The sequence below is a fragment of the Rhizobium sp. RHZ01 genome (assembly GCF_014851595.1).
GTDB classification, from domain to species: domain Bacteria; phylum Pseudomonadota; class Alphaproteobacteria; order Rhizobiales; family Rhizobiaceae; genus Rhizobium; species Rhizobium altiplani.
In genome coordinates this window covers 1-22727 of sequence record NZ_JACUZZ010000025.1, presented here as the reverse complement: position 1 = coordinate 22727, position 22727 = coordinate 1, and the positions used below count along the sequence as shown (strand labels likewise).

Annotated in this window: 19 protein-coding genes, 1 tRNA gene, 3 pseudogenes and 1 riboswitch; of the genes and pseudogenes, 16 read left to right on the top strand and 7 right to left on the bottom strand. The window is 61.0% G+C overall.

Annotated features, from left to right (window positions below; genetic code table 11):
* The first annotated feature begins 96 nt into the window (after positions 1–96).
* The 5 genes from IB248_RS22915 (at position 97) to IB248_RS22895 (ending at position 6075) form a co-directional block, all read left to right on the top strand.
* On the top strand, positions 97–909 hold the full coding sequence (locus tag IB248_RS22915; protein ID WP_018859217.1) for an outer membrane protein: 813 nt from the start codon (positions 97–99) through the stop codon (positions 907–909).
* A gap of 141 nt (positions 910–1050) precedes the next feature.
* Complete coding sequence (locus IB248_RS22910; RefSeq protein WP_018859218.1) at positions 1051–2229, top strand: phosphoserine transaminase; 1179 nt, start codon at positions 1051–1053, stop codon at positions 2227–2229.
* Between the two features lie 86 nt (positions 2230–2315).
* Positions 2316–3911, top strand: coding sequence for a phosphoglycerate dehydrogenase (serA, locus tag IB248_RS22905; protein WP_113471094.1), 1596 nt, complete (start codon positions 2316–2318; stop codon positions 3909–3911).
* Positions 3912–4058: 147 nt separating this feature from the next.
* Positions 4059–4217, top strand: coding sequence for a hypothetical protein (locus tag IB248_RS22900; RefSeq protein ID WP_018859220.1), 159 nt, complete (start codon positions 4059–4061; stop codon positions 4215–4217).
* A gap of 670 nt (positions 4218–4887) precedes the next feature.
* The gene (locus IB248_RS22895) at positions 4888–6075 is read left to right on the top strand and encodes a transporter substrate-binding domain-containing protein (RefSeq protein ID WP_245268003.1); all 1188 of its coding nucleotides are present in this window, start codon (positions 4888–4890) and stop codon (positions 6073–6075) included.
* A 27-nt stretch (positions 6076–6102) separates the two neighbouring features.
* On the opposite strand, the gene IB248_RS22890 is transcribed toward IB248_RS22895, so the two are convergent.
* The gene (locus IB248_RS22890; protein WP_192241691.1) at positions 6103–8343 is read right to left on the bottom strand and encodes a heavy metal translocating P-type ATPase; all 2241 of its coding nucleotides are present in this window, start codon (positions 8341–8343) and stop codon (positions 6103–6105) included.
* A 71-nt stretch (positions 8344–8414) separates the two neighbouring features.
* On the opposite strand from IB248_RS22890, the gene IB248_RS22885 reads away from it, so the two are divergent.
* Complete coding sequence (locus tag IB248_RS22885; protein WP_018859225.1) at positions 8415–8837, top strand: helix-turn-helix domain-containing protein; 423 nt, start codon at positions 8415–8417, stop codon at positions 8835–8837.
* Positions 8838–8977: 140 nt separating this feature from the next.
* Positions 8978–11068, top strand: coding sequence for a bifunctional diguanylate cyclase/phosphodiesterase (locus IB248_RS22880; RefSeq protein WP_018859226.1), 2091 nt, complete (start codon positions 8978–8980; stop codon positions 11066–11068).
* 61 nt (positions 11069–11129) lie between these two features.
* Here the strand turns inward: IB248_RS22880 and IB248_RS22875 are convergent, their stop codons facing one another.
* Complete coding sequence (locus IB248_RS22875; RefSeq protein WP_018859227.1) at positions 11130–12338, bottom strand: MFS transporter; 1209 nt, start codon at positions 12336–12338, stop codon at positions 11130–11132.
* Between the two features lie 301 nt (positions 12339–12639).
* Here IB248_RS22875 and IB248_RS22870 point away from each other — a divergent pair, with 301 nt between their 5' ends.
* The 5 genes from IB248_RS22870 to IB248_RS22850 all read left to right on the top strand — a co-directional run bounded on the left by IB248_RS22870 (position 12640) and on the right by IB248_RS22850 (position 16839).
* Positions 12640–13455, top strand: a complete 816-nt coding sequence (locus tag IB248_RS22870; protein WP_113471095.1) for a sulfurtransferase/chromate resistance protein — start codon at positions 12640–12642, stop codon at positions 13453–13455.
* A complete protein-coding gene (gene chrA, locus IB248_RS22865; RefSeq protein ID WP_192241690.1) occupies positions 13456–14865 on the top strand; it encodes a chromate efflux transporter in 1410 nt (469 codons plus the stop codon).
* A 177-nt stretch (positions 14866–15042) separates the two neighbouring features.
* Positions 15043–16242, top strand: a complete 1200-nt coding sequence (gene mnmA, locus IB248_RS22860) for a tRNA 2-thiouridine(34) synthase MnmA (RefSeq protein WP_018859230.1) — start codon at positions 15043–15045, stop codon at positions 16240–16242.
* 110 nt (positions 16243–16352) lie between these two features.
* Positions 16353–16429 (top strand) — tRNA-Met (locus IB248_RS22855).
* A 149-nt stretch (positions 16430–16578) separates the two neighbouring features.
* On the top strand, positions 16579–16839 hold the full coding sequence (locus tag IB248_RS22850) for a hypothetical protein (RefSeq protein ID WP_018117109.1): 261 nt from the start codon (positions 16579–16581) through the stop codon (positions 16837–16839).
* Between the two features lie 60 nt (positions 16840–16899).
* On the opposite strand, the pseudogene IB248_RS22845 reads toward IB248_RS22850, so the two are convergent.
* Positions 16900–17485: pseudogene (locus IB248_RS22845) on the bottom strand (transglutaminase-like cysteine peptidase).
* Between IB248_RS22845 and IB248_RS22840 the strand changes: the two are divergent.
* Positions 17433–17780 (top strand): hypothetical protein, encoded by a 348-nt coding sequence (locus tag IB248_RS22840; RefSeq protein ID WP_192241706.1) that lies wholly within the window; start codon positions 17433–17435, stop codon positions 17778–17780. The pseudogene IB248_RS22845 and the gene IB248_RS22840 overlap by 53 nt on opposite strands.
* Here IB248_RS22840 and IB248_RS31880 read toward each other — a convergent pair.
* From IB248_RS31880 to IB248_RS22830, 3 genes and pseudogenes are all read right to left on the bottom strand, one after another.
* Positions 17741–17903, bottom strand: a pseudogene (locus tag IB248_RS31880) (porin family protein); the annotation flags it as partial. The gene IB248_RS22840 and the pseudogene IB248_RS31880 overlap by 40 nt on opposite strands.
* A 301-nt stretch (positions 17904–18204) precedes the next feature.
* On the bottom strand, positions 18205–19770 hold the full coding sequence (locus IB248_RS22835) for an EAL domain-containing protein (RefSeq protein ID WP_192241689.1): 1566 nt from the start codon (positions 19768–19770) through the stop codon (positions 18205–18207).
* Between the two features lie 383 nt (positions 19771–20153).
* A complete protein-coding gene (locus tag IB248_RS22830; protein WP_113471098.1) occupies positions 20154–20717 on the bottom strand; it encodes a histidine phosphatase family protein in 564 nt (187 codons plus the stop codon).
* Between the two features lie 57 nt (positions 20718–20774).
* A riboswitch (cobalamin riboswitch) is annotated at positions 20775–20912 on the top strand.
* A 28-nt stretch (positions 20913–20940) separates the two neighbouring features.
* On the opposite strand from IB248_RS22830, the gene IB248_RS22825 reads away from it, so the two are divergent.
* The 3 genes from IB248_RS22825 to IB248_RS22815 are packed head-to-tail and all read left to right on the top strand — an operon-like array spanning position 20941 to position 22557.
* Positions 20941–21150, top strand: coding sequence for a CbtB domain-containing protein (locus tag IB248_RS22825; RefSeq protein WP_018859236.1), 210 nt, complete (start codon positions 20941–20943; stop codon positions 21148–21150).
* Positions 21151–21163: 13 nt separating this feature from the next.
* The gene (locus IB248_RS22820) at positions 21164–21907 is read left to right on the top strand and encodes a CbtA family protein (protein ID WP_192241688.1); all 744 of its coding nucleotides are present in this window, start codon (positions 21164–21166) and stop codon (positions 21905–21907) included.
* 38 nt (positions 21908–21945) lie between these two features.
* Complete coding sequence (locus tag IB248_RS22815) at positions 21946–22557, top strand: hypothetical protein (RefSeq protein ID WP_018859238.1); 612 nt, start codon at positions 21946–21948, stop codon at positions 22555–22557.
* Between the two features lie 46 nt (positions 22558–22603).
* Here the strand turns inward: IB248_RS22815 and IB248_RS22810 are convergent.
* Positions 22604–22727: pseudogene (locus IB248_RS22810) on the bottom strand (IS481 family transposase); the annotation flags it as partial.

Below are 22727 nucleotides of genomic sequence, written 5' to 3'. Positions count from 1 at the left end.
GTTAACAAACATAGTTAACCGCGCGTTAGCATCTGGTTGGAATAATGCCCGGATGGTCAGTCATGCGGGCATTTCTCTGCCCGGTCGGGAATTGCAATGAAATCGTCCACCATCATCCGCGCCACGGCGGCAAGCTTCGCTCTGTTCGGCGGTCCGGCGATGGCGGAGGAACCCCCGATTACGCAGGCACCCGAGGTCACCATTGCCGGCGATGCATCGGCAAGGGGCTGGTATCTTCGCGGTGATCTTGGCTATGCGCCGTGGACAGGAAACGAAGCGCCGGCCTACCGCTTTACTGACGCCGGGGGCGCCACTGCTGGCGGCGAATTCGATCCGGCACGTTTTTCCAGGCCGATCTCAGGCGGTGCCGGTATCGGCTATCAATTCACCGACATCTGGCGCGCCGACTTCACGGGCGACTTTTTCAAAAGCAAGTTCACCGGCACAGCCGGCACCGATTTGCCTTGTGCTGCATCCGCAGCCGTCGGAACCGGCTGCGCCTTCGGTGCGCGCGGCGATCTTCGGGCCTATGGCGTGATGGCGAACGGCTATGCCGACCTCGCGACGATTGCCGGTTTCACCCCTTATGTCGGTGCCGGGATCGGGGCGACCAACGTAAAATGGGGGAACGTGCATGCGCAACCCGCGTGCACGGATGGTGCTTCGACCTGCTCGGGAGCGGCGTTCTCCCAGCAAGAACTCAATGGCGAAAGCAGCTGGCGCTTCACCTATGCGCTGATGGCCGGCCTCAGCTATGAGGTCACGGATACCATCAAGATCGATGTCGGCTACCGCTTCTCCGACATTGCCGGCGGCAGCATGTTTACGGGTCCTTCGGGATCAAGCGGTCGCGACGACGGACTGACGCGATACGAAATCCGTGTCGGCTTGCGGATCGCTGGCTGGTAAGTCCGCGGCGCAATGACGCGCATACGCTAAAAATCTCTCTCCTAGCGACAGCGGCTGCTTGACTTCGATCCCACCGCCCTATAACGACGGCGGCGGGACACTCCTCCCCAACGAGGAGCTATCTATCTGGAAGGATAGCACATGGCGAAGACCGCAAAGCCGGACGTACGTCCGAACAATACTCATTTTTCCTCTGGCCCTTGCTCGAAGCGCCCCGGTTGGTCGCTCGAAGCCCTTTCCGATGCGGCTCTTGGCCGTTCGCACCGCGCGAAGATCGGAAAGACGAAGCTCAAGCAGGCCATTGATCTCACCCGTGACGTTCTGGAAGTGCCGGCGGATTATCGCATCGGTATCGTTCCTGCTTCCGACACTGGCGCCGTCGAAATGGCCCTCTGGTCGTTGCTCGGTGAGCGCGGCGTCGACATGGTCGCCTGGGAAAGCTTCGGCGCTGGTTGGGTTACCGACGTCGTCAAGCAGCTGAAGCTGAAAGACGTCCGCAAGATCGAAGCTGGCTACGGCGAGCTGCCGGATCTTTCCACCATCGATTTCGACCGCGACGTGGTCTTCACCTGGAACGGCACCACCTCCGGTGTTCGCGTTCCGAACGCCGATTTCATTCCGGCTGATCGCAAGGGTCTGACGATCTGCGACGCCACCTCGGCCGCTTTCGCACAGAATCTCGACTTCGCCAAGCTCGATGTAGTCACCTTCTCCTGGCAGAAGGTTCTGGGCGGCGAGGGCGCACATGGCGTCATCATCCTGTCTCCGCGCGCTGTCGAGCGTCTGCTCACCTACGCGCCGGCCTGGCCACTGCCGAAGATCTTCCGCATGACTTCGGGTGGCAAGCTGATCGAAGGCATCTTCAGCGGCGAGACCATCAACACGCCGTCCATGCTCTGCGTCGAGGACTATATCGATGCACTGCTCTGGTCGAAGGAAGTCGGCGGTCTCAAGGCCCTGATGGCCCGCGCCGATGCCAACGCCAAGGTAATCGCGGACTTCGTTGCTGCCAACGACTGGATCGCCAACCTGGCGGTGAAGCCGGAGACGGCATCCAACACGTCCGTCTGCCTGAAGATCGTCGACAAGGACGTTCTGGCGCTCGACGCCGATGGTCAGGCGAACTTCGCCAAGGGCGTCGTCAGCCTGCTCGACAAGGAAGGTGTCGCCTATGACATCGGCCACTATCGCGATGCACCGTCGGGCCTGCGCATCTGGGCAGGTGCCACGATCGAGACTGCCGACATGCAGAAGCTGATGCCGTGGCTCTCCTGGGCGTTCGCGACCCAGAAGGCGACGCTTTCCCAGGCTGCTGCCTGAGCTGATAGCATCCGGCTCCGCCGAACGGGCGGAGCCTCGTATCCCTGATTTCATCCATCGCTGAACTTTTTGAAGGAAGCCCCGCAATGGCACCTCGCGTTCTCGTATCCGACGAACTGTCGGAAACCGCTGTCCAGATCTTCCGTGATCGTGGCGTCGAAGTCGATTTCCAGCCGCAGCTCGGCAAGGACAAGGACAAGCTCTCCGAAATCATCGGCAACTACGATGGTCTCGCCATCCGCTCCGCCACCAAGGCGACGGAAAAGCTGATCGCCGCTGCGACCAATCTCAAGGTCATTGGCCGCGCCGGCATCGGCGTCGATAACGTCGATATCCCGGCCGCCTCCAAGCGAGGCATCATCGTCATGAACACGCCGTTCGGCAACTCTATCACCACGGCCGAGCATGCCATTGCGCTGATGTTCGCCGTTGCCCGCCAACTGCCCCAGGCCGATGCATCGACGCAGGCCGGCAAGTGGGAAAAGTCGAAGTTCATGGGTGTCGAAATCACCGGCAAGATGCTCGGCGTCATCGGCGCCGGAAACATCGGCGGCATCGTCTGCAAGAAGGCTATCGGCCTCGGCATGCATGTTCTGGCCTACGATCCCTTCCTGTCGGCCGAGCGCGCGCAGGAAATGGGCGTCACGAAGGTTGAGCTCGACGAGCTGCTGGCCAAGGCCGACTTCATCACGCTGCACGTTCCGATGACCGACAAGACCCGCGGTATCCTCGGCAAGGAAAACCTCGCCAAGACGAAGCCCGGCGTTCGCATCATCAACTGCGCCCGTGGTGGCCTGGTTGACGAAGCAGCGCTCGCAGAAGCCATCAAGTCCGGCCACGTCGCCGGCGCCGGCTTCGACGTCTTCGAGGTCGAGCCCGCCAAGGAGAGCCCGCTGTTCGGCCTGCCGAACGTCGTCTGCACGCCGCACCTGGGTGCGTCGACCACGGAAGCACAGGAAAACGTCGCCCTTCAGGTCGCCGAGCAGATGTCGGATTACCTCGTCAAGGGTGCAGTCTCCAACGCCATCAACATGCCGTCGATCACTGCTGAAGAAGCACCGATCCTGAAGCCGTTTATCCGGCTTGCCGACGTTCTCGGTGCTTTTGTCGGCCAGGTGTCGGAAGATCCGATCAAGGAAATCGAGATCCTGTACGATGGCGCGACGGCGACGATGAACACCAAGGCGCTGACCTCGGCTCTGCTCGCCGGCCTCATTCGCAACCAGGTCGCCGACGTCAACATGGTTTCGGCGCCGATCATGATCAAGGAAAAGGGCATCGTGCTCTCCGAGGTCAAGCGTGACAAAACCGGCGTCTACGACGGCTACATCAAGCTCACCGTCAAGACCGACACGATGACGCGTTCGATCGCCGGCACGGTCTTCTCTGACGGCAAGCCGCGCTTCATCCAGATCAAGGGCATCAACCTTGATGCCGATGTCGGTTCGCACATGGTCTACATCGCCAACACCGACGTACCCGGCATGATCGGCTTCATCGGTACGACGCTAGGCGCCGCTGGCGTCAACATTGCGAACTTCCAGCTCGGCCGCGACAAGCAGGGGGGCGATGCTATCGCGCTGCTTTACGTCGATGGTCCGATTGGCGATGAGGTTCTGGCCAAGCTGACAGCACACTCGGCGATCCGCCAGGCAAAGCCGCTGGTCTTCGCAGTCGACTGAGTTTTGCTCCCAAGGCAATGAGAAAACCCGGCGTGGGAACCTGCGCCGGGTTTTCTCGTTTTGTCTTTCGGTCGACCACGTTGATCACTGCCAGGGCGACCATCGGTCTCTTTCTACGGTTGTTGAACAACCAATTTGGGAGCTTTCATGACAAAGTCAGTCGTCGCTATCGGCCTTGCGCTCGCATCACTCATCAGCCTGTCAGCTTGCGCAAACACGGCGAACGGTCTTGCCAAGGACGGCAGGGAAGCGGGCAATGCGCTGGATGTCAGCACGCATCGCATCCTCAAGGCCGGCGCGAACTAAGTCGAGCGGCCGGCCTTGCAGGTTAAACCCGCCTGAGCAAGCGGTCTCGCGACTACTGCGGGTTCGCTGGAGCCGGAGCGGCTGGCGCCGGGGCGGCTGGCGCCGGGGCGGCTGGCGCCGGGGCGGCCGGAGTCTCGGTAGCCGGGGCAGCAGGAGCTGGAGCGGCAGGAGTCTCAGCTGCTGGCGGTGTCGCGGGTGCAGTCGATGCAGGTGGCGGTGACGCCGGCTCGGAAGTGGTCGGAGCCGGTGCGTTCGGTGCCGTCGCGGTCGAACCGGTTTGTGTTCTCGGCCAATAAGTGGCTGCTAATGCTACGATAACGACAATGGCTGCCAAAACAATCCATAGCGTCCTGCTCTTGGACGCCGAGGTATTCGTTGGGTTTGGTCTGTTGAAGTCATTCGTCATGTTACTCCTCCTCTCAACGTTAACGCCCCAGCGAGCGAAATGTTCCCACTGCGTGCAAATTGCGCAGCGAGACTAACGCAGAGGTTTTGTACCTGACCCGGTGCCTTTGATAATCGTAGGCGTATGAAGGGCGGGCGATGCGCAAATTTTACTGTAACGTACTTCTAATTTGCGTTCTTTCGTGGCTCGCTTCGGACCGCTGGCCAGGCCGTTGCCCAGGACTAGGCAGCCTTGGCGCGCGTTTCTTTTCGGAGTTGGAGGCTTGTGAGAACGGGTATCGTGGCAGTCTCCGTTGCAGCGTTTGCGACTGGCATACGTGGGTGGGTGCGCACTGCGGGCCGCCATATCCGGGGCGCGCTTATCGCTTTTTCGGCCTTCAGTGGAACTGCAGTCGGCTGCGCCTATGTCTATGGGCAGGTTCCGCAGCAGACCGACAGGCAAGATTTCCCTCAGCGCGAACTTGTTATCGGCACCAAGCAGGCACCGCCATTTGCGATGAAGGATGCCGATGGCAATTGGAGCGGCATTTCCATTGAGCTCTGGCGCGAGGTCGCGCAGAAGCTAGGGCTGCAGTTTCGCCTCGCCGAAGAGCCCGATGTTCAAAAACTCATCGAAGCCACATCGCGGGGCGACTACGATGTTTCCGTCGCAGCGATCACCATCACGGCCGACCGCGAACGCCGCGTGGATTTCAGTCAGCCCTTCTACGATACCGGTCTGGGGATCGCTGTGTCGGTCAACAGCGTGTCGGTGTGGCGCGAAATCACCCGGACAATGATCTCAGCGGGATTCCTGCAGGCGGCGGGAGCGCTGATCGGTATCTCCCTGCTGGTCGGCGCACTGGTGTGGCTGTTCGAGCGGCGCCACAACGACGACTTCGGCGGACCGGTCGGACGCGGTTTGGGAGCGAGCATCTGGTGGTCCGCGGAGGCCATGACGCAGGCAAGCACCGGGCATCGCGGGCCGATCACCGTTGCGGGGAGGGCGCTTGCGATCATCTGGATGGTGGTATCGATCATCACGATCGCCGTGTTCACCGCCAGCGTCACTTCCGCACTGACGACGAGGCAGATGCGCGGGCTGGTCAATGGCGTGGAGGATCTGCCGGGCGTGCGCGTTGGCACGCTTGCCAATTCGGCGACCATCGGCTTCCTGGACGGCGAGCGCATCAAGCACCGCACATTTGCCCAGGTTGCCGACGGGCTGAAGGCGCTCGAAACAGGATCGATCGATGCCTTCGTCTACGACAAGCCGCTTTTAGCGTGGACTGTGGAGCAGCATTTCTCCAGCAGCGTGCAAGTCCTGGATGTCGATTTCGAGCCCCAAAGCTACGGGCTCGCCATGCCGCTCGGCAGACCGTATCGAAAGGCAATCGACGTCGCCGTCCTTCAGGCGATTCACGATCCGCGTTGGAAACGAACGATCTTTCAGTACCTCGGAGAAAAACGATGAGCGAAAGAGCGGTGCCTGCTTAACCCCTTACCTGGCCGGCTTCAGCAGTCTCAGCGCATTGATGGTGACCAGCACCGTTGCGCCGGTATCGGCCAGGATCGCCGGCCAGAGGCCAGTGATGCCTGCGATGGTGGTCACGAGAAATGCCGCCTTCAGGCCGAGCGCGATGGTGATGTTTTGGACGATGTTGCGCATGGTGCGCTTGGAGAGCGCGATCATCGCCGCAACGTCGCTGACGCGACCATGCAGGATCGCGGCATCGGCAGTTTCGAGCGCCACATCGGTGCCGCCGCCCATGGCGATACCGACATCGGCGGTCGCAAGGGCAGGGGCGTCGTTGATGCCGTCGCCAACCTTGGCAACGATCAGGCCGCCGCGCTTCAGCTCGGTCACGATGCGTTGCTTGTCCTCCGGCATCAGTTCGGCGCGTACCTCGATGCCGAGCTGTGTGCCAATTGCTTTTGCGGTACGGTGATTGTCACCCGTTAGCATGACAGTCTTGATGCCTGCCTCGGTTAATCTCTCAAGGCCGGGCTCGGCGTCATCGCGCGGTTCGTCACGCATGGCGATGGCTCCTGCCAGCGTGTCGCCGACGATTAGTACCGAAACTGTTTTTCCATCGTCGTTGAGCGCCGTGATGCGCGCGACCTGATCCGATGAAAGAGGGATTTGTTCGCTGGCGGCTTTGGGAGACCCGAAGAATACGGGTTGGCCCTCGACGATCCCGGTGATGCCTTTTCCTCCCAGAGCCTTGGCGTTGCTTGCTGCGGGGAGGGTGATCTCGGCGGCGGTTGCTCGCGCCAGAATTGCAAGCGCCAGCGGATGGCTGGATCCTGTCTCAAGGGCAGCGGCATATTTCAGGACTTCGCCTTCGTCCTTTCCAAACGCGATCACATCGGTCACCTGCGGCTTGCCTTCCGTCAGCGTGCCTGTTTTGTCGAATGCTACGGCAGTGACTTTGCCGAGGGTCTCGAGAACCGCGCCGCCTTTCAGCAGCAGACCGCGGCGCGCTCCAGAAGAAAGCGAGGCGGCAATCGCGGCCGGGGTCGAGATCACGAGGGCACAGGGGCAGCCGATCAGCAATATGGCGAGGCCCTTGTAGATCCATTCGTTCCAGGCGCTGCCGCCAAGAAGCGGCGGCAGGATCGCGACAAGGGCGGCAACCACGACGACGCCGGGCGTATAGTAACGAGAGAAACGGTCGATGAAGCGCTCCGTCGGCGCCTTTGATTCCTGCGCCGCTTCGACCAGCCGGACGACACGCGCAATCGTGTTGTCCGCCGCCGCTGCCGTCACCTTGACCCGAAGAGCCGCGTCGCCGTTGACGGTACCTGCAAAAACGGTGTCGCCCACGCCTTTTTGCACGGGCGTACTTTCGCCGGTGACCGGCGCTTCGTCGATTGCACTTTCGCCGGACAGGATGGTGCCATCCGCTGCGATGCGGTCGCCCGGACGAACCAGAATCGTCGAACCGACGGCGAGGCTCTCGGCGGGCACTTCCCGGGTCTTGCCATCCTCTTCGAGGAAGGCGCGTTTCGGGACCAGGGTCGCCAGCGACTGGATGCTCGCGCGTGCCTTGCCGGCGGCGATGCCTTCCAGCAGTTCGCCAACCAGAAACAGGAAGACCACGGCGGCGGCTTCCTCGCTGGCCTGGATGATCACCGCGCCAACCGCCGCGATCGTCATCAGCATCTCGATCGAAAAGGGCGTGCCAGCGAAGGCAGCGACGATTGCGCGTCGGGCGATTGGAACAAGGCCGACGAGCACTGCCATGATGAACGCGTAGGGCGCAATTGCCGGCACGAGGTGGCCGATGACGTAAGCTATAACGAGGGCTGCGCCGGCAAAGATTGTCAGCCGGCCCTTCTTGCTGTGCCACCAAGGTCCGGCCATAGGGGCCTCGTGACCGTGGAGCCCTTCCAGCGCGTCAGGCACTCTTTCCGCTACATGCTCATGACCTGCGTGATTATGCCCCGCGTGGTCGTGATTACTGTGGTCATGGTCATGGTGGGAATGGTCTGCCGGCTGTGTATCCACTGGCATCCTTCCGGTCACCTGCGAGACGGAATAGCCAAGGCTCGTCACTTTCTTTTCGATGGCGACAAGATCGCTGCTGCCGTCGTGGCGTACAGTCATCGTCCCCGCGGTCACGGAGATAGAAACGTCTTCGACACCTGGGATGCGTCGGACGGCGGTGTCAATCTTGGCTGCGCAGCTGGCGCAATCCATGCCGCCAACCCTGTAACGTTTCTCGACCGTTTCACCCATGATCCGCTTCCTTGTCAGACAGAAGCATCCTCCCTACATCCTCTAGCGACTAGAGGTGCAAGAGGAAAATCATGAAAACGATCACGATCGGCGAAGCCTCCCGGAAAAGCGGCGTCAAAGTGCCGACGATCCGCTACTACGAGAGCATCGGCCTCCTGCCGGAGCCGAACCGGAGCGAAGGCAACCAACGTTCCTACGAGCCGGCGGATCTGCGCAGGCTCGCCTTCATCCGTCATGCCCGCGAGCTTGGCTTCGAAGTGGAGGCGATCCGCACCCTCCTGACCCTGCAGGACGACCCGCACCAGTCATGCGCCTCTGCAGACGCGATCGCCAAGGCCCGCCTAATCGAAGTCGAGCAGAGGATCCGAAGCCTGATGGCGCTGAAAGCGGAGCTGGAGCTGATGGTGGAAGGCTGCGGTCACGGCCGTGTCGATCAGTGCCGTGTCATCGAGGTGCTGGCGGATCACGGCCAGTGCAGCCATGCCCATCACTGATGGGGAGGGGAGGCAGAAATACCGCAATGCACAATCCAAAGGCGTTGCGCCTAAAGTTTGTGCGAATTATGATTTTGTTTTTGTTTAGCTTTTCGACCTATAACCCGTCGATCCGCTGCCATTACTTCTTGTGATCTAGTATGACCGGTTTCCAGAAAGCATTTGCTCCGATCGATGCGCCGAACGATGATTTTCAGTCGCTGTTTGCAACCCATCCGTCGCCGATGTGGGTCTACGAACCCGGCAGCCTTCGCTTCCTGATCGTCAACAATGCTGCCGTCGATCTCTACGGCTATTCGCGCCAGGACTACGCGCGCATGACGGTCCTCGACATCAGGCCGGAGCAAGAGCGCAAGCGAATGCGCGATGCCGTGCAGGCCCGTACGGATATGGAGCGTGCGGAGCGCTGGACGCATTTGAAGGCCAATGGCGAAACCCTGGAAGTGCTCACCTACGGACGGGCGGTTCGCTTCGACGGACGGGATGCGATCCTCGCGATCGTGCAGGACCGGACCGAGGTCAACGCAGCCCAAAGGCAGGTGAGCGATACACGCTCAATGCTGGACAGTATCGTCGACAACCTGCCCGTAGGCGTCTTCGTGAAGGACATGGAAGAAGACGGACGCTACATCCTTTTCAACGAAGCGTGTGGGGTCATCGTCGGCCACGATCCAGAAGGTATCATCGGTCAGAGCGACTCCATCATTTTCGAGGAGAAGCAAACGGCGATCTTTCGCGAGCAGGATTCCCGAGCTCTCGGGGCAGGTACAACCATCAGCTTCGAAGAGACGATGCAGCGCGCCGATGGGACGCCGCGGATTCTGCGGACGATCAAGCGGGCTCTGCCCGCACCGGACGGCGGCGTGCCGCGCTATGTCCTGGGCATTTCCCAGGACGTGACCGAGGAGCGATCGGTCGAGGCTCGTCTCGCTTACATGGCAATGCACGATGCGCTGACGGGCCTGCCGAACCGCGCCTCTTTCGCCGATCATATCCAGCGGGAGGCACCGGTCGCCACGACGGAAAACCCGCTGGCGCTGCTTTACCTCGATGTCGACCACTTCAAGCATATCAATGACAGCAAAGGGCATGCCGCGGGCGATGCGCTGCTATGCCAGGTCGCAGGGCGCCTGATGCAGCTTGTCGCCGATGGCGACCTCGTCGCGCGTCTCGGCGGCGACGAGTTTGCGCTGCTGCTCCGACTGGAGCGACGTGAGAACATTGAACGCTTTGCCGAACGGCTGCTCCGATCGTTATCGGCCCCATTTGATCTTGATGGCGTCGACGAGCACGTCACCTGCAGCATCGGCATTGCGCTTGCGCCGGAGCACGCCGAGGACGACGATGTCCTGATGCGAAACGCGGACCTTGCGCTCTACGCAGCGAAGGAAAGTGGTCGCTCGACCTATCGCTTTTATCTTCCTGAAATGCGCCTCGAAGCCGAGCGCAGGCACATGCTCACGGCCGAGCTTCACGAGGCGCTGCTAAAGGGCCAGTTTGAACTGCACTACCAGCCAATCGTGCAACTTGACGACGATGGTCTGGCGGGCTTCGAGGCCTTGATCCGCTGGCGCCATCCCGTACGAGGGCTGGTCCCGCCGATGGAATTCATACCCCTCGCCGAGGAGACGGGCCTTATCATTCAGGTCGGCGAGTGGGTGCTGCGCGAAGCCTGTCGGGCGGCGGCGGCCTGGCCCGATCACCTCAAGATCGCCGTCAATCTCTCCGTGTGCCAGTTTCGCCACAACAGCCTGCTTGCGACCGTTGTTGCGGTACTGGATGAGACCGGTCTCCGTCCTGAACGCCTTGAGATCGAGATCACCGAGTCAGTCTTCCTCGCCGACGTTGAGCAGAGCCTGCCGCTCTTGCGGGCGTTGAAGGAACTCGGCATCCGCATCGCCATTGACGATTTCGGCACCGGTTATTCCTCCTTCAGTTATCTGCGCGCCTTTGCCTTCGACAAGATCAAGCTCGACCGCAGCTTTGTCTCCGGCATCGAAACGGATCCGGGTAACTTGGCGATCGTGCGGGCGGTCGTCGGCATCGGCTCTGGTTTCAACGCGACAACGCTTGCGGAAGGGATCGAGACCGAAGAGCAGTTACGGAAATTGCGCGCCGAAGGCTTCAGCGAAGTACAAGGCTTCCTGCTTGGCACGCCTATGCAACAGGCCGAGGCGGAGGCCCTGATTTACGGCGGAGCCTCTCCCTTGCTTGCCGCGACCGGCTCCTGAAATCATTACCTCGAAGGTGTCAGCTTTGCTGCGTGGATCGCTGACGGGGCAAGCTCCTGATTTATAAAGCAGTTCTAAGCCGCCTTTTCAACGGAAGCAGCGAAAGGCCGGCGAGCGAGGCAAAGGCTGCGCCGGCGAGAAAGGTTATCTGGTGTCCGCCCCAATCCCAGAGGGCGCCGGCGAGCACGCTCGCGGCGAGAAGAGCGACACCCGCAATCAGGTTGAAGATGCCGAAGGCGGTTCCGCGCAGTTCGGCGGGTGCGGCATCCGCAACAAGGGTCGCCAGCAGGCCCTGTGTAAAGCCCATGTGGAACCCCCACAGCAGTACTCCAATCCCGAGGCCTGCCAGCCCGGGAAGAAACGCAAGGCTGAGGTCGGCGAGAACGAGAAGCGCCAGCCCGACCATCAGCAGGGTTATCCTGTCGACACGATCCGCCATGACGCCTACCGGATAAGCCGAGATTCCATAGGCAATGTTCATGACGATCAGGACGATCGGAACGAACATGACGGGAAGTCCCATCTGTTGAGCATCAAGGATGAGGAAGGCCTCGCTGAACCGTGCAAGGGTGAAGACAGCAGAGACGGCAACGACCAGCCAGTAGATCACAGGCAGTCGAACGAGTTCCGAGGCTCGGAGCGGCACCCGAGCGCGCCCTTGGTCGGCATGCGGCGGTTCCTTGACGACAAAGAGGATGATCGCGACCGAGCAGAACGCCGGTATGACGGCGATCCAGAAGACCGTCGCATAGTGGTCGGCGGTCCACCACATCAGACCCAAGGCCAGTGCCGGCCCAAGGAAGGCGCCGACCGTGTCCAGCGACTGACGCAGACCGAAACTTGCGCCGCGGATTTCCTTCGGGCTGATGTCGGCTATCAAGGCGTCGCGCGGTGCGCCCCTGATGCCCTTTCCAACGCGGTCCACGAAACGCGCGGTCACGAGCCAGCCCAGCGACGGTGCCAGGGGAAACACTGGCTTTGTCAGCGCGGCCATTCCGTAGCCCAGGGCCACGAGCAGCTTTCGCTTGCCAAGCCAATCGCTGAGCGCTCCGGAAAACACTTTGGTGATGGCGGCGGTCGCCTCGGCAATGCCTTCGATCACGCCGACTGCAAATGCCGAAGTGCCGAGGATGGCAACCATGTAGACCGGAAGCAGCGCGTGGATCATCTCGGAGGAGATGTCCATGAACAGCGAAACGAAGCCGAGAGCCCAGACGCCTTTCGGGATCGCCCGCAGGGCTGCGGGTCGCGAGCCGGCAACGTCGACCATATCGAACTACCTTTCACAAACGAACCCGCCAGGGTCTTCTGCTTTTGAAATCTGACGGCGACCTGAAAAAGCGTCCGAAGCCTAGCGTGATATCGTCCTCCTCGTGCGCTCGGACACTTCAGTCTAGCCGCTGCGGGATCAATCGTTACATCTCAATTGTTTGCCGGCAGCGCAAGCAGGCGGAAAATGTTGACATAGCCGATTCACGCGTGGATCATATGGTCCATGGGGTCGCGATCACCCCACGAGGCGCCAGCCGAAGAGTCGCGTCCAACGAAGCCGCTAAAACGGAGGACGCGCGATGCCGTCATTCACCGAAATCTCAGCCGACAAACTGAACCGCCTCATCGGCACGCCGGGTGCGCCTGTCTTGATCGATGTGCGCAATGACGAGGACTTTTCCGCAGATTCTCGTCTCATTCCCGGATCGATCCGCAAGCCATTCAAGGATGTGGAGGAGTGGGGTGCCGAAATCCACGGTCCGGCCGTCATTGTCTGCCACCACGGCGCCAAGCTTAGCCACGGCGTTGCCGCACATCTTCGCGTCATGGGTACGCAGGCCGAAACACTGGAAGGCGGGTTCGAGGCATGGATCAAGGCAGGCGGTCTCGCCGTGCCGGACGATAAGCTGCCGCCGCGGGACGCGAAGGGGCGGACGGTTTGGGTCACGCGCGCGCGCCCGAAGATCGACCGTATCGCCTGCCCCTGGTTGATCCGCCGCTTCGTCGATCCATCGGCTGTCTTCCTGTTCGTTCCCACCGCTGAAGTGCTGATGGTCGCCGACCGGTTCGGCGCAACACCGTTCGACATCGAGGATGTCTTCTGGAGCCATCGTGGCGAGCGTTGCTCCTTCGATATCATGCTGGAGGAGTTCACCCTTCAATCCCAGCCGCTCCTCAGGCTTGCGACGATCGTCCGGGCTGCCGACACCGCAAGGCTCGATCTCGCACCCGAAGCAGCGGGATTGCTGGCGGCTTCGCTCGGGCTCTCGCGGATGTTTGCCGATGACCTCGAGCAATTGCAGGCCGGCATGACCCTTTACGATGCCTTCTACCGATGGTGCCGCGACGCGACCGACGAAACGCACAACTGGCCCTCGGCGAAGAAGGGAAGTTAGATGACCAATCTTGCCACGAACAGGCCCGCCGACGACACGACGGGCGGGACGGGTCACGGTGTCTCCTTCGGCGAGGCCTTTCGCGTCTGGTTGCGCGTGGCGGCGTTGAGTTTCGGCGGCCCGGCCGGGCAGATCGCCGTCATGCACAGGATCGTCGTCGACGAAAAGAAGTGGATCGGCGAACACCGTTTTCTGCACGCCCTCAACTACTGCATGCTGTTACCCGGGCCAGAGGCGCAACAGCTCGCCATCTATATCGGCTGGCTCATGCACAGGACGGCAGGAGGCCTTGTGGCCGGCATCCTTTTCGTCTTGCCCGGCTTCCTCTCCATCCTGGCCTTAAGCTACGTCTACGTGATATTTGGCAACGTCGAGGCCGTCGAAGGCATGTTCTTCGGCCTCAAGGCCGCCGTGCTTGCGGTCGTCGTGCAAGCGGTCATTCGGATCGGGGGCAGGGCGCTCAAAAATCCCGCGATGGTCGTTATCGCGCTAGTGGCATTCTTCGCGATATTTGTGCTCCACGTCCCATTCCCGCTCATCATTCTGGCGGCGGCGATAACAGGCTTCCTCGGTTCCAAATCCAGTTCAAGGCTCTTCCAGGTGGGTAATGGCCACAAAACTGCGGCGGGTCACATCCTTGCCGATGCCGACTCCGCGCTTGGTGAGGAAACGCCGGTTCATGCGCGGCCAAACCTGGTGTGGTCGCTTAAGATCTCGGCTGTGTTGCTGGCACTCTGGCTCGGGCCGCTTCTGCTGCTCTACGTCTTCCGTGGCGGAGATGATGTGTTCACGCAGATCGGCATCTTCTTTAGCAAAATGGCCGTGGTGACTTTTGGCGGCGCATACGCCGTCCTCGCCTATGTCGCGCAGGAGGCGGTGCAGCACTATGGCTGGCTGCGGCCGACGGAGATGCTAGATGGACTCGGCATGGCCGAGACGACGCCGGGGCCGCTGATCATGGTTCTACAGTTCGTCGGGTTCATGGGCGCCTATCGCGACCCGGCTGGCCTCGATCCGATGACCGCAGCCACGCTGGCGGCGATGCTGACGACCTGGGTCACGTTCGTGCCGTGCTTCCTCTGGATTTTTCTCGGTGCGCCTTTCATTGAAAAGCTCAGGGGAAATGCGGCGCTCGCAAGTGCAATGTCGGCGATCACCGCTGCCGTGGTGGGTGTGATACTGAACCTCGCCATCTGGTTCGGTCTGCACTTTCTATTTGTCGAGGCTCGCGTCCATCAGTTCGGTCCACTATGGGTCGAACTGCCGGTCTGGTCGTCGCTCGCCCTGCCGTCGCTGGCTCTCAGCCTTGCCGCAGCGGTTGCGATCTTCCGGTTCAGGATGTCGGTGATCCCCACACTGCTTGGATGTGCTGCTGCCGGAATGGCGTGGAGGCTGATCGCGTCGTCCTGATCGAGCCGCGCTGCGAACCAGGGCGGCGCGAGTGATGAAACTTGCTTCCTCTTGCGCCGGACCCCAATCCTTTCTATATCCTCGCCACGAAAGTCCGGCGGCCGATCCCGCTCGGACGCAGGAAATCCGCCGGCTCAGATGGGCGGACCGCAACAAGCTTAGAATTGGCAGCCACCCGTGAATACACTGGATTTTGACAAGAGGCCGGAAGATACCCGCGTTGTCGTCGCCATGTCCGGCGGCGTTGATAGCTCCGTGGTGGCAGGCATTCTCAAGCGCCAGGGCTATGACGTGCTCGGCATTACGCTGCAGCTTTACGACCACGGCGCGGCCGTTCACCGTGCCGGTTCCTGCTGCGCCGGCCAGGATATCGACGATGCGCGTCGCGTTTGCGAAACGCTCGGTATTCCTCACTATGTCCTGGATTACGAAAAGCGCTTCCGGGATACGGTGATCAACCCCTTCATGGAAAGCTATGTGGCCGGCGAGACGCCGATCCCCTGCGTCTCGTGCAACCAGACGGTCAAGTTCGCGGATCTCCTGGCAACGGCCAAGGAGCTTGGCGCCGACGCGCTGGCGACTGGCCACTACATTCGCTCCCGCGCCAATCCGGCCCCCGGCAATCCCGGTCGCCGCGCCCTTTATCGCCCTGCTGATGCCGATCGCGACCAAAGCTACTTCCTCTTCGCGACGACGCAGGAACAGATCGATTACCTGCGCTTTCCGCTCGGCGGTCTGCCCAAGGCAGAAACCCGCAAGCTTGCCGAAGAGATGGGGCTTGTCGTCGCCAAGAAGGCCGACAGCCAGGACATCTGTTTCGTGCCGCAGGGCAAATATTCCGACATCATCAACAAGCTGAAGCCGAATGCGGCACTCGCAGGCGAGATCGTCCATCTCGACGGCCGCGTGCTGGGCCAGCATGAAGGCATCCTGCACTACACGATCGGCCAGCGCCGCGGCATCGGCGTCGCCACCGGCGAGCCGCTCTATGTCGTCTATCTCGATGCCCGCTCGCGCCGGGTGATTGTCGGGCCGAAGGAGGCGCTGGAGACGCACCGCGTCTATTTGCGGGATGTCAACTGGCTGGGTGACGAGCCGCTTGTCGAGGCGGCTTCGGGCGAGGGCTTCGTGTGCTTTGCCAAGGTTCGCTCGACGCGCGCGCCGACGCCTGCCGTCTTGCATGCCGATGCGACCGGCATCTATGTCGACCTCGCGGTTGGCGAGGCTGGCGTTGCGCCGGGCCAGGCCTGTGCGCTCTATTCGGCACCCGGCGACGACGCCCGCGTGTATGGCGGTGGTTTCATCGAACGCTCCGAGCGCGAACCGGCGGCGGAAGCTTCGCTGAAGGCGCTGTTGGCCAGCCCGGTCGCGGCCTGAAAAAGCCTGTGGTATTTTCTCGATCATGCGCTTGACACAAAGCCGAAGCGCACCTTATAAGCCGCTCATCCCACGGGCCGAGCGCATCGCGAACGGCACCGTTGACCAGTGGCGGAGTAGCTCAGTAGGTCAGAGCAGAGGAATCATAATCCTTGTGTCGGGGGTTCAAATCCCTCCTCCGCTACCAGTCAAATGACGCATTTTCTTCTGTGGACTTTCCCATAAACCTTGGCTGCGGGCCTTTCTCCGTTGCTTACCCCTGTGCACCATGGGTCTGCGCTGTTGTCATCATTGTCGCTTAGACTGCTCGGCGAAAATCACGGATCGGATTTGAGAATGGCGAAGAAGCCGAAACTGGAACATTCCGAGCTTGCCGGTGAGTTTACCGATGATGGCGTGACCGTGCTCGTCGACATCTTCCGTCCGGCGGGTACGAATGGCGACTGGAAAATGGAAGTGGTGACCCAGCACGAGGATCTCATCGAATGGGAAGAGCCCTTCGCGACCGATCGCGAGGCCTTTGACGAGTTCCTGGCGACGATCGCACGCGAGGGGATCCGAACATTTCTGGAGGAAGAGGACCCGTCCGTCCACTAGCCCTTGCAACGTCGCGAAGGCTCGCGGCCGGCCGGCAAGCGGAGAATTGCTCGCAGCGCTCTACGTTCCGGAATATTGGTCCGCTCTCGGGCCGGCCAGCGTTACTTGCCAGGCGCTTCTGTCGTTGAAGTTCTGGCTTGCCAGAAAAGTATATCCCGTGCTTGCCTAGGGTTTTACTTTGCCTGCAAGATTGTCGAGAACATAATCGCCGGATCTCAGTCGGGCCAGCAGGACGACATGGTTGTTGCCGCGGCGATCGATGACAACCGAAAGCGCCAGTTTGTTCGACGCAAAGCCGGCGCCCAGCAAGGTTTTCAGCTTCAGTAGGGCATAGTCTTCGCAGTCGCCTTTGTTGTTGATGGGAAGCGACCAGTATTCGGATTTCCCCGATGTCTGTGCGTCCGTCGCCAGCGTTGACCTGCCTGTTCACCTTTTGAAGCAAAGGCATAGCCTTCTCGTCGGTCATCTCGTGGCCGCCGTTGCCATGGCAAAGCCAAGTATAGCGCGTGCAAGCCGAGGGGAAGCCTATCGGCGCTCCAATGGCGCCTGATGCGCGCAGGGCGGATCCTGCATAGCTCTCACCAGAAAACGCTGTGAAAACAAGCGTGAACGCTGCGAAAGCTGCCAAGGTCCGCGTCGAAAACATCCTATCGGCTGAGTGCTGCGCAACCAAGGTGGCGGTAACGAAGGCGGCGGTAACCAGGGTGGCGGTAACGAAGGTGGTGGCAACCAAGGCGGTGGCAACCAGGGTGGTGGCCACCAGGGTGGCGGCAACCAGGGTGGTGGAAACCAGGGTGTGGAAACCACCACTAAGGCTTATCTTACACGGCGACCAGCCTCAGTTCAGAGAAGCAAAGCCCGGGCGTATGTCCGGGCTTGGTCATTTCATCGTTGAGCAGTCTCAAAATCTGAAGCCAACGCCGACGGTAACAACCTTCTGATTGAAAACGGTGTCTATGCCCAAAAGGACTTTGCTGCCGTAGTCGTTGTAACGACATTCCACGCCCGAAGATGTTGTACGTGAAGGCGTAGTCGAGACCGGCTCCGGCGGTCCACCCTGAGAACTGGCATCGAAGCCGTTCCAGGTGAAAACTGGGGCTGCTGGTACAACCGCGGCCGCCCCCTCATAAGATCGGGGGGCGACGCCACCCCTGCAAGACCAATGAAGGCCGCCGAGGCGGCAGCGATACGAAAATGCGCGATAAATCCCTCTCCTATGACAAGGGTCCACTCACTTTGCGCACCGATCGGGCTAGGTCCGATCGGTGATCGCGGTCCATGCTGCGTGAGCGAACGTGGCCCTGTCTGAACGGGTCCATTACGAAGTTCTGATGTAGAGGACTACTGGAGAGGAGTGCGGAGCGCTTATCCGTTGGCCAATGTCTCGTGACGGTCAAGGGCGAACGAGCGCGTTTCTTCGGCGGGCATCGCCTTGCCGAAGAGATAGCCCTGTCCGACATCGCAGCCGAGTTGAAGCAGGTGGCCGAGTTGGCGATGCTCTTCGATGCCCTCGGCGGTGGTCTGTATGTTGAGGCTGCGCCCGAGCCCAAGCATGGCGCGGATGATTTTTTCCTGACGCTCATCATCGCGGTACGTTGCGATGAAGCTCTTGTCGATCTTGATCTTGTCGAAGCGATAGCGGGCGAGCTGGGCGAGGCTGGAGTAGCCGGTGCCGAAATCGTCAAGCGCGATCTGAACGCCTGCATCGTGGAGTTCATCCAGGATGATTGCGGCAACCGCCGGATCCTGGATCAGGGCATTTTCGGTGATCTCGATCTCCAGACGACTTGGCGGAAGACCATTTGCCGACAACACCTTGAAGATGCGCGAGGCCAGCAGCTTGTCCTCCATTTGCACCGGAGAGACATTGAAGGAGAGGGTAACGTGGTCGTCCCAGGCCAGGGCGTCTCCGCAGGCCTGCGCCAGAAGGTCTTCGAAAAGCTCGGTGATCAGTCCGGTCTCTTCGGCAATGCCGATGAACTCCGGCGGCGGAATGGCGACGCCTTCTTCGTCCGTCCAGCGAGCGAGCGCTTCGAAGCCGCAGACCGTGCCTCTCTTGAGATCGATCAACGGTTGATAGAAGGGGCGGATGGCCTTTTGCTGAATTGCGACGCGCAGCTTGGATTCCAGCGTCGCGCGCTTTGCCACCTTGTCCTGCATCGAGGCTTCGAACACCATGTGGTGGTTGGGGCCGCGTGACTTCGCCTCGTACATGGCGAGGTCGGCTCGGTGGGCCGCGTCCTCGAGCGGCTCTTGACCCTGCTCCCAGCGATCGTGGCCGACGCTGGCGCCGACTTCGACCGCGAACCCGTTGATGTGAATGGGCCGTGTTACGGCTTGAATGAGCAAACGCGCGAAGCGTTCTTCATGGCGGGAGGAGAGGCCAAGCGCAACGACGACGAACTCGTCGCCGCCGAAGCGATAGACGCAGTCCGCGTTTCCGATTGCGCAGATCCGTTTTGCCACCTCGATCAGAAGGGCGTCGCCGCCATTGTGGCCGACAAGGTCATTGACCTTCTTGAAGCCATCGAGGTCTATCGAGAAGATTGTCACGTTCTGCTCCCACTCGTCACCTTCGACGTCGGTCTTCGTCCTTTGCGGCAGGACTTTCCGTTCGAACGCATAGCGGTTGGGAAGTTTGGTGAGGTGGTCGTGGGTTGCTGTCCAGTCGGCCTTGGCCTGAGCGGTGGCCCGCAGCTCCATCTCCTTGCGCAAATCGACAATGCGCAGGATCGAATAGACGAAGCTCATCGCCCCGCCGATGCCAAGGGCGAGGACGAGCTTGTCTGCACCATAGCTTTCGTAGGCGCCGACGAAGGCGACCACACAGTTATCCAGTTCCAGGATTGCACCGACGAGCCATAGCGTTACCCCCAACGCCATGACCAACAAGCATTGCCTCCCGGCCCTGCTCTGGAAGAATACCGGCATGCTTTACTCCATCTCCACCCGGGCGCTGATGTATCATGGAAGTCTGAAGCGTTTGTTGAAATCAAAGGGCGATTTCTTGTTATCGAATCGCTATCACGGCGTGTGAACTGGCTCGAAAGCCGCGGTGAAAAACGAGGCGAGCGCTTGTCGCTCGCCTGTTGTTCTCAAAGTCTGGTTAGAAGGGTGACGCTGACGACGAGCAGGAGAAGCATCCCGGCGCCAGTCATACGTAGCAGGCGCGTGCGTCGCATCCGCGCGCCGCTCCAATCATAGGGCATGCAAAGTCCTCCTTGGGGCAAGGATTGACAGCCCGACGGTGTCGGGTCGAAAAACTATCGCATCGATTGCTTGCGTAAGGCTGGACTAAATTATCGCCCTGAAAATTAGGTGGTTTGTCCTTCGAAGCGCAGGGACCAGCGGCTTCCGTTGCTGGTCATGTGAGCGACGGCGAGCGGTTCGATATCGGTAATCCAGAATGATGACAGGGGGGCATTCAGCGTGCCGATGATGGCTGCTCGGATGACCGCCGCATGGGTAATGGCGATGATGTTACCGCCGGACTGCAAGTGCTCGCGCATCCAGCCGTTTACACGCATGCACACGGCAGCGATCGCCTCGCCACCATGCGGTGCTTCCTCCGGTTGCGCCATCCAGGCGGCAAGGTTCTCGGGTTCCGCTTGCTGGATCTCGGCGATCGAACGGCCCGCCCAGCGGCCAAAATCGCAATCGGCGAGCGCCTCGGAAACTTCCGGCTGCAAGCCAAGCGCGCCGGCCGTCTGCCGCGCGCGCAGCGTCGGGCTGGCGAAGACGCTGTCGGCGTGCCGCAGGCGTGGGGTGATTGCCCGTGTGGCAATGATTGCCTTTTCATTCAGCGGTTCGTCCTGCGGGAAGCGCGCCTCGCGGTTGGCGGCCGTCGGGCCGTGGCAGATCCAGGTAAGGCGCGTCATCACGTTCGTTGTCTCCGGATATCGGGGAGCGTGGCCCGCCGCTGCATGAAGTTTCGTTGACAGGTTCGAAGCGGCAGATATAACGGTGATGTTGTGGGTTTGGAAACCGGTGAAATTCCGGTGCGGTCGCGCCACTGTGATCAGGATGAGGATACCTCGGACTGGAAGTCAGACCCTGCCACGCAACGATTCTCGACTGAACGCGTCATTCCAGGAGGAATACATGTCTGACACTACTTTTGCGCCCGTCGCCGCACCGGCTCCGATTCCGGTTGGCGAGCTTTTGCCTTGGGCCATCTTCGGCGGTCTACTGATGCTCATCGCCATCTATTTCGTCGGTACCGAAGAGGGCGCGATGGCGCTTTTCAACGGTATGTACGTGCACGAGTTCGTGCATGACGGCCGGCATCTCCTCGGCTTTCCCTGCCACTAAGGGAGTTCCGGACATGGTTGGAAATCTTTTGCTTCGCGGCATGCTCGCGGGGGTGGTCGCTGGCGTCCTCGTTTTCGCCTTTGCGCATATTTTCGGCGAGCCGCTTGTCGACCAGGCGATCGCGTTCGAGGAGGCGGCCGCCCAGGCGGCGGGTGAAACTGCTGAGCCTGAAATCGTCAGCCGCGCCACGCAGGCGGGCCTTGGCCTCTTGACCGGTGTAATGGCCTACAGCATTGCTGTCGGCGGCCTGTTTGCCCTCGTATTCGCCTTTATCCAGGGGCGGTTCAGCAATCTGAGCGCCCGCGGGACCTGTGCCGTCATCGCCGTTGCGGCGTTTGTCGCTATCGTGATCGTACCCAACATAAAATATCCGGCCAATCCGCCGGCAGTCGGCAATCCCGACACCATTGGCGTCAGGACCGAGCTGTTTTTCCTGATGATCGTCGTTTCGATCGCTGCGCTTGTAGCGGCAATTGCGCTTGCACGCCGCCTCACGCCGCGGTTCGGTATGTGGAATGCGGCAATCGCGGCAGGTCTGGCCTATGTCGGTTTCATCGGCCTCGTGCAGTATCTGCTGCCGCCGATCAACGAGGTTCCGGAGAACTATTCGGCTATGGTTCTCTGGCGTTTCCGTACGACCACGATCGGGATGCACGCCATCCTATGGGGCGTTCTTGGCCTGGCCTTTGGTGCTCTGGCCGAGCGCAAGCTCGGTGCCGCACCCAGGCTCAGCGCTCGCGCGTCGGTCTTCCATTGATCGGAGAAGGCTCCGGAGTCCGGAGCCTGTCCTCAGAGATGACCAGTCGGCGTCCCATTTTTCTTGTAGCCATGATTGCTGTCCTGCAGCTTTGGTCCGTCGCGGCCGACGCGCACCAGCGGAGCAGCAGCGGTTCCCAAAGCGGCATCGCGATCGCCGAGATCTCACATGGCGAAATGGTCATGATGGCGGAGTATCGCGATCGGATCATTGATCTCGCGGCGCGTGCCACGGACACGAACGAGCCGTTCCGACGCGTGCTGAACTATGCGCAGATCCAGCATGCCTATTGTCTCTGGGGCAAGATGCCGGGCGGGGTGACCGACGAGGCCAGTCCATTCAATGAATGCTCGCACGCCTACCTCGCGGCAACGAAGGCCGTGCTCCTGTCGATGCGCAACATGGGCGCGGAGGCGGACGAGGCGGAGGCCATCGTCTCTGCGATCGACGCCGGCATGGTGTTGCGCGGTCTGGCGCTGATCACCTGCGAGTTCAGCGGTGAGGCGTTCAACACTGCGGATGTCGTTCGCCCGGTGTGGAGGAATGTTCCCTTGCATCCCGGCAGCATGGTGACGGTTACCGGCTTCGCGGCGGTGTTGCTGGCTGCGGCATATTGTGGACGGCGGCTGCTTCGGTGGATCGCGCCCTGACGAAACCTGCTCCGGCAGACCGTCCTTAATTTAACCCTGAATGGCTCTAGGTGTGTGGTCCCGGAATGAGATGGTGCGGATTGATTTTGAAGATTGACGGGTCCCTTGTCCAGGCGTTGCAGATTGCTTGATAGGGCGTTCGCCATCGGAGCGCCTTGAGGTGTTTGGCG

Excerpts from the sequence above, each read along its gene's own strand:
- IB248_RS22915 (WP_018859217.1), top strand. The coding sequence starts at position 97 with ATGAAATCGTCCACCATCATCCGCGCCACGGCGGCAAGCTTCGCTCTG.
- IB248_RS22910 (WP_018859218.1), top strand. The coding sequence starts at position 1,051 with ATGGCGAAGACCGCAAAGCCGGACGTACGTCCGAACAATACTCATTTT.
- serA (WP_113471094.1), top strand. The coding sequence starts at position 2,316 with ATGGCACCTCGCGTTCTCGTATCCGACGAACTGTCGGAAACCGCTGTC.
- IB248_RS22900 (WP_018859220.1), top strand. The coding sequence starts at position 4,059 with ATGACAAAGTCAGTCGTCGCTATCGGCCTTGCGCTCGCATCACTCATC.
- IB248_RS22890 (WP_192241691.1), bottom strand. The coding sequence starts at position 8,343 with ATGGGTGAAACGGTCGAGAAACGTTACAGGGTTGGCGGCATGGATTGC.
- IB248_RS22885 (WP_018859225.1), top strand. The coding sequence starts at position 8,415 with ATGAAAACGATCACGATCGGCGAAGCCTCCCGGAAAAGCGGCGTCAAA.
- IB248_RS22880 (WP_018859226.1), top strand. The coding sequence starts at position 8,978 with ATGACCGGTTTCCAGAAAGCATTTGCTCCGATCGATGCGCCGAACGAT.
- IB248_RS22875 (WP_018859227.1), bottom strand. The coding sequence starts at position 12,338 with ATGGTCGACGTTGCCGGCTCGCGACCCGCAGCCCTGCGGGCGATCCCG.
- IB248_RS22870 (WP_113471095.1), top strand. The coding sequence starts at position 12,640 with ATGCCGTCATTCACCGAAATCTCAGCCGACAAACTGAACCGCCTCATC.
- chrA (WP_192241690.1), top strand. The coding sequence starts at position 13,456 with ATGACCAATCTTGCCACGAACAGGCCCGCCGACGACACGACGGGCGGG.
- IB248_RS22850 (WP_018117109.1), top strand. The coding sequence starts at position 16,579 with ATGGCGAAGAAGCCGAAACTGGAACATTCCGAGCTTGCCGGTGAGTTT.
- IB248_RS22835 (WP_192241689.1), bottom strand. The coding sequence starts at position 19,770 with ATGCCGGTATTCTTCCAGAGCAGGGCCGGGAGGCAATGCTTGTTGGTC.
- IB248_RS22830 (WP_113471098.1), bottom strand. The coding sequence starts at position 20,717 with ATGACGCGCCTTACCTGGATCTGCCACGGCCCGACGGCCGCCAACCGC.
- IB248_RS22825 (WP_018859236.1), top strand. The coding sequence starts at position 20,941 with ATGTCTGACACTACTTTTGCGCCCGTCGCCGCACCGGCTCCGATTCCG.
- IB248_RS22820 (WP_192241688.1), top strand. The coding sequence starts at position 21,164 with ATGGTTGGAAATCTTTTGCTTCGCGGCATGCTCGCGGGGGTGGTCGCT.
- IB248_RS22815 (WP_018859238.1), top strand. The coding sequence starts at position 21,946 with ATGACCAGTCGGCGTCCCATTTTTCTTGTAGCCATGATTGCTGTCCTG.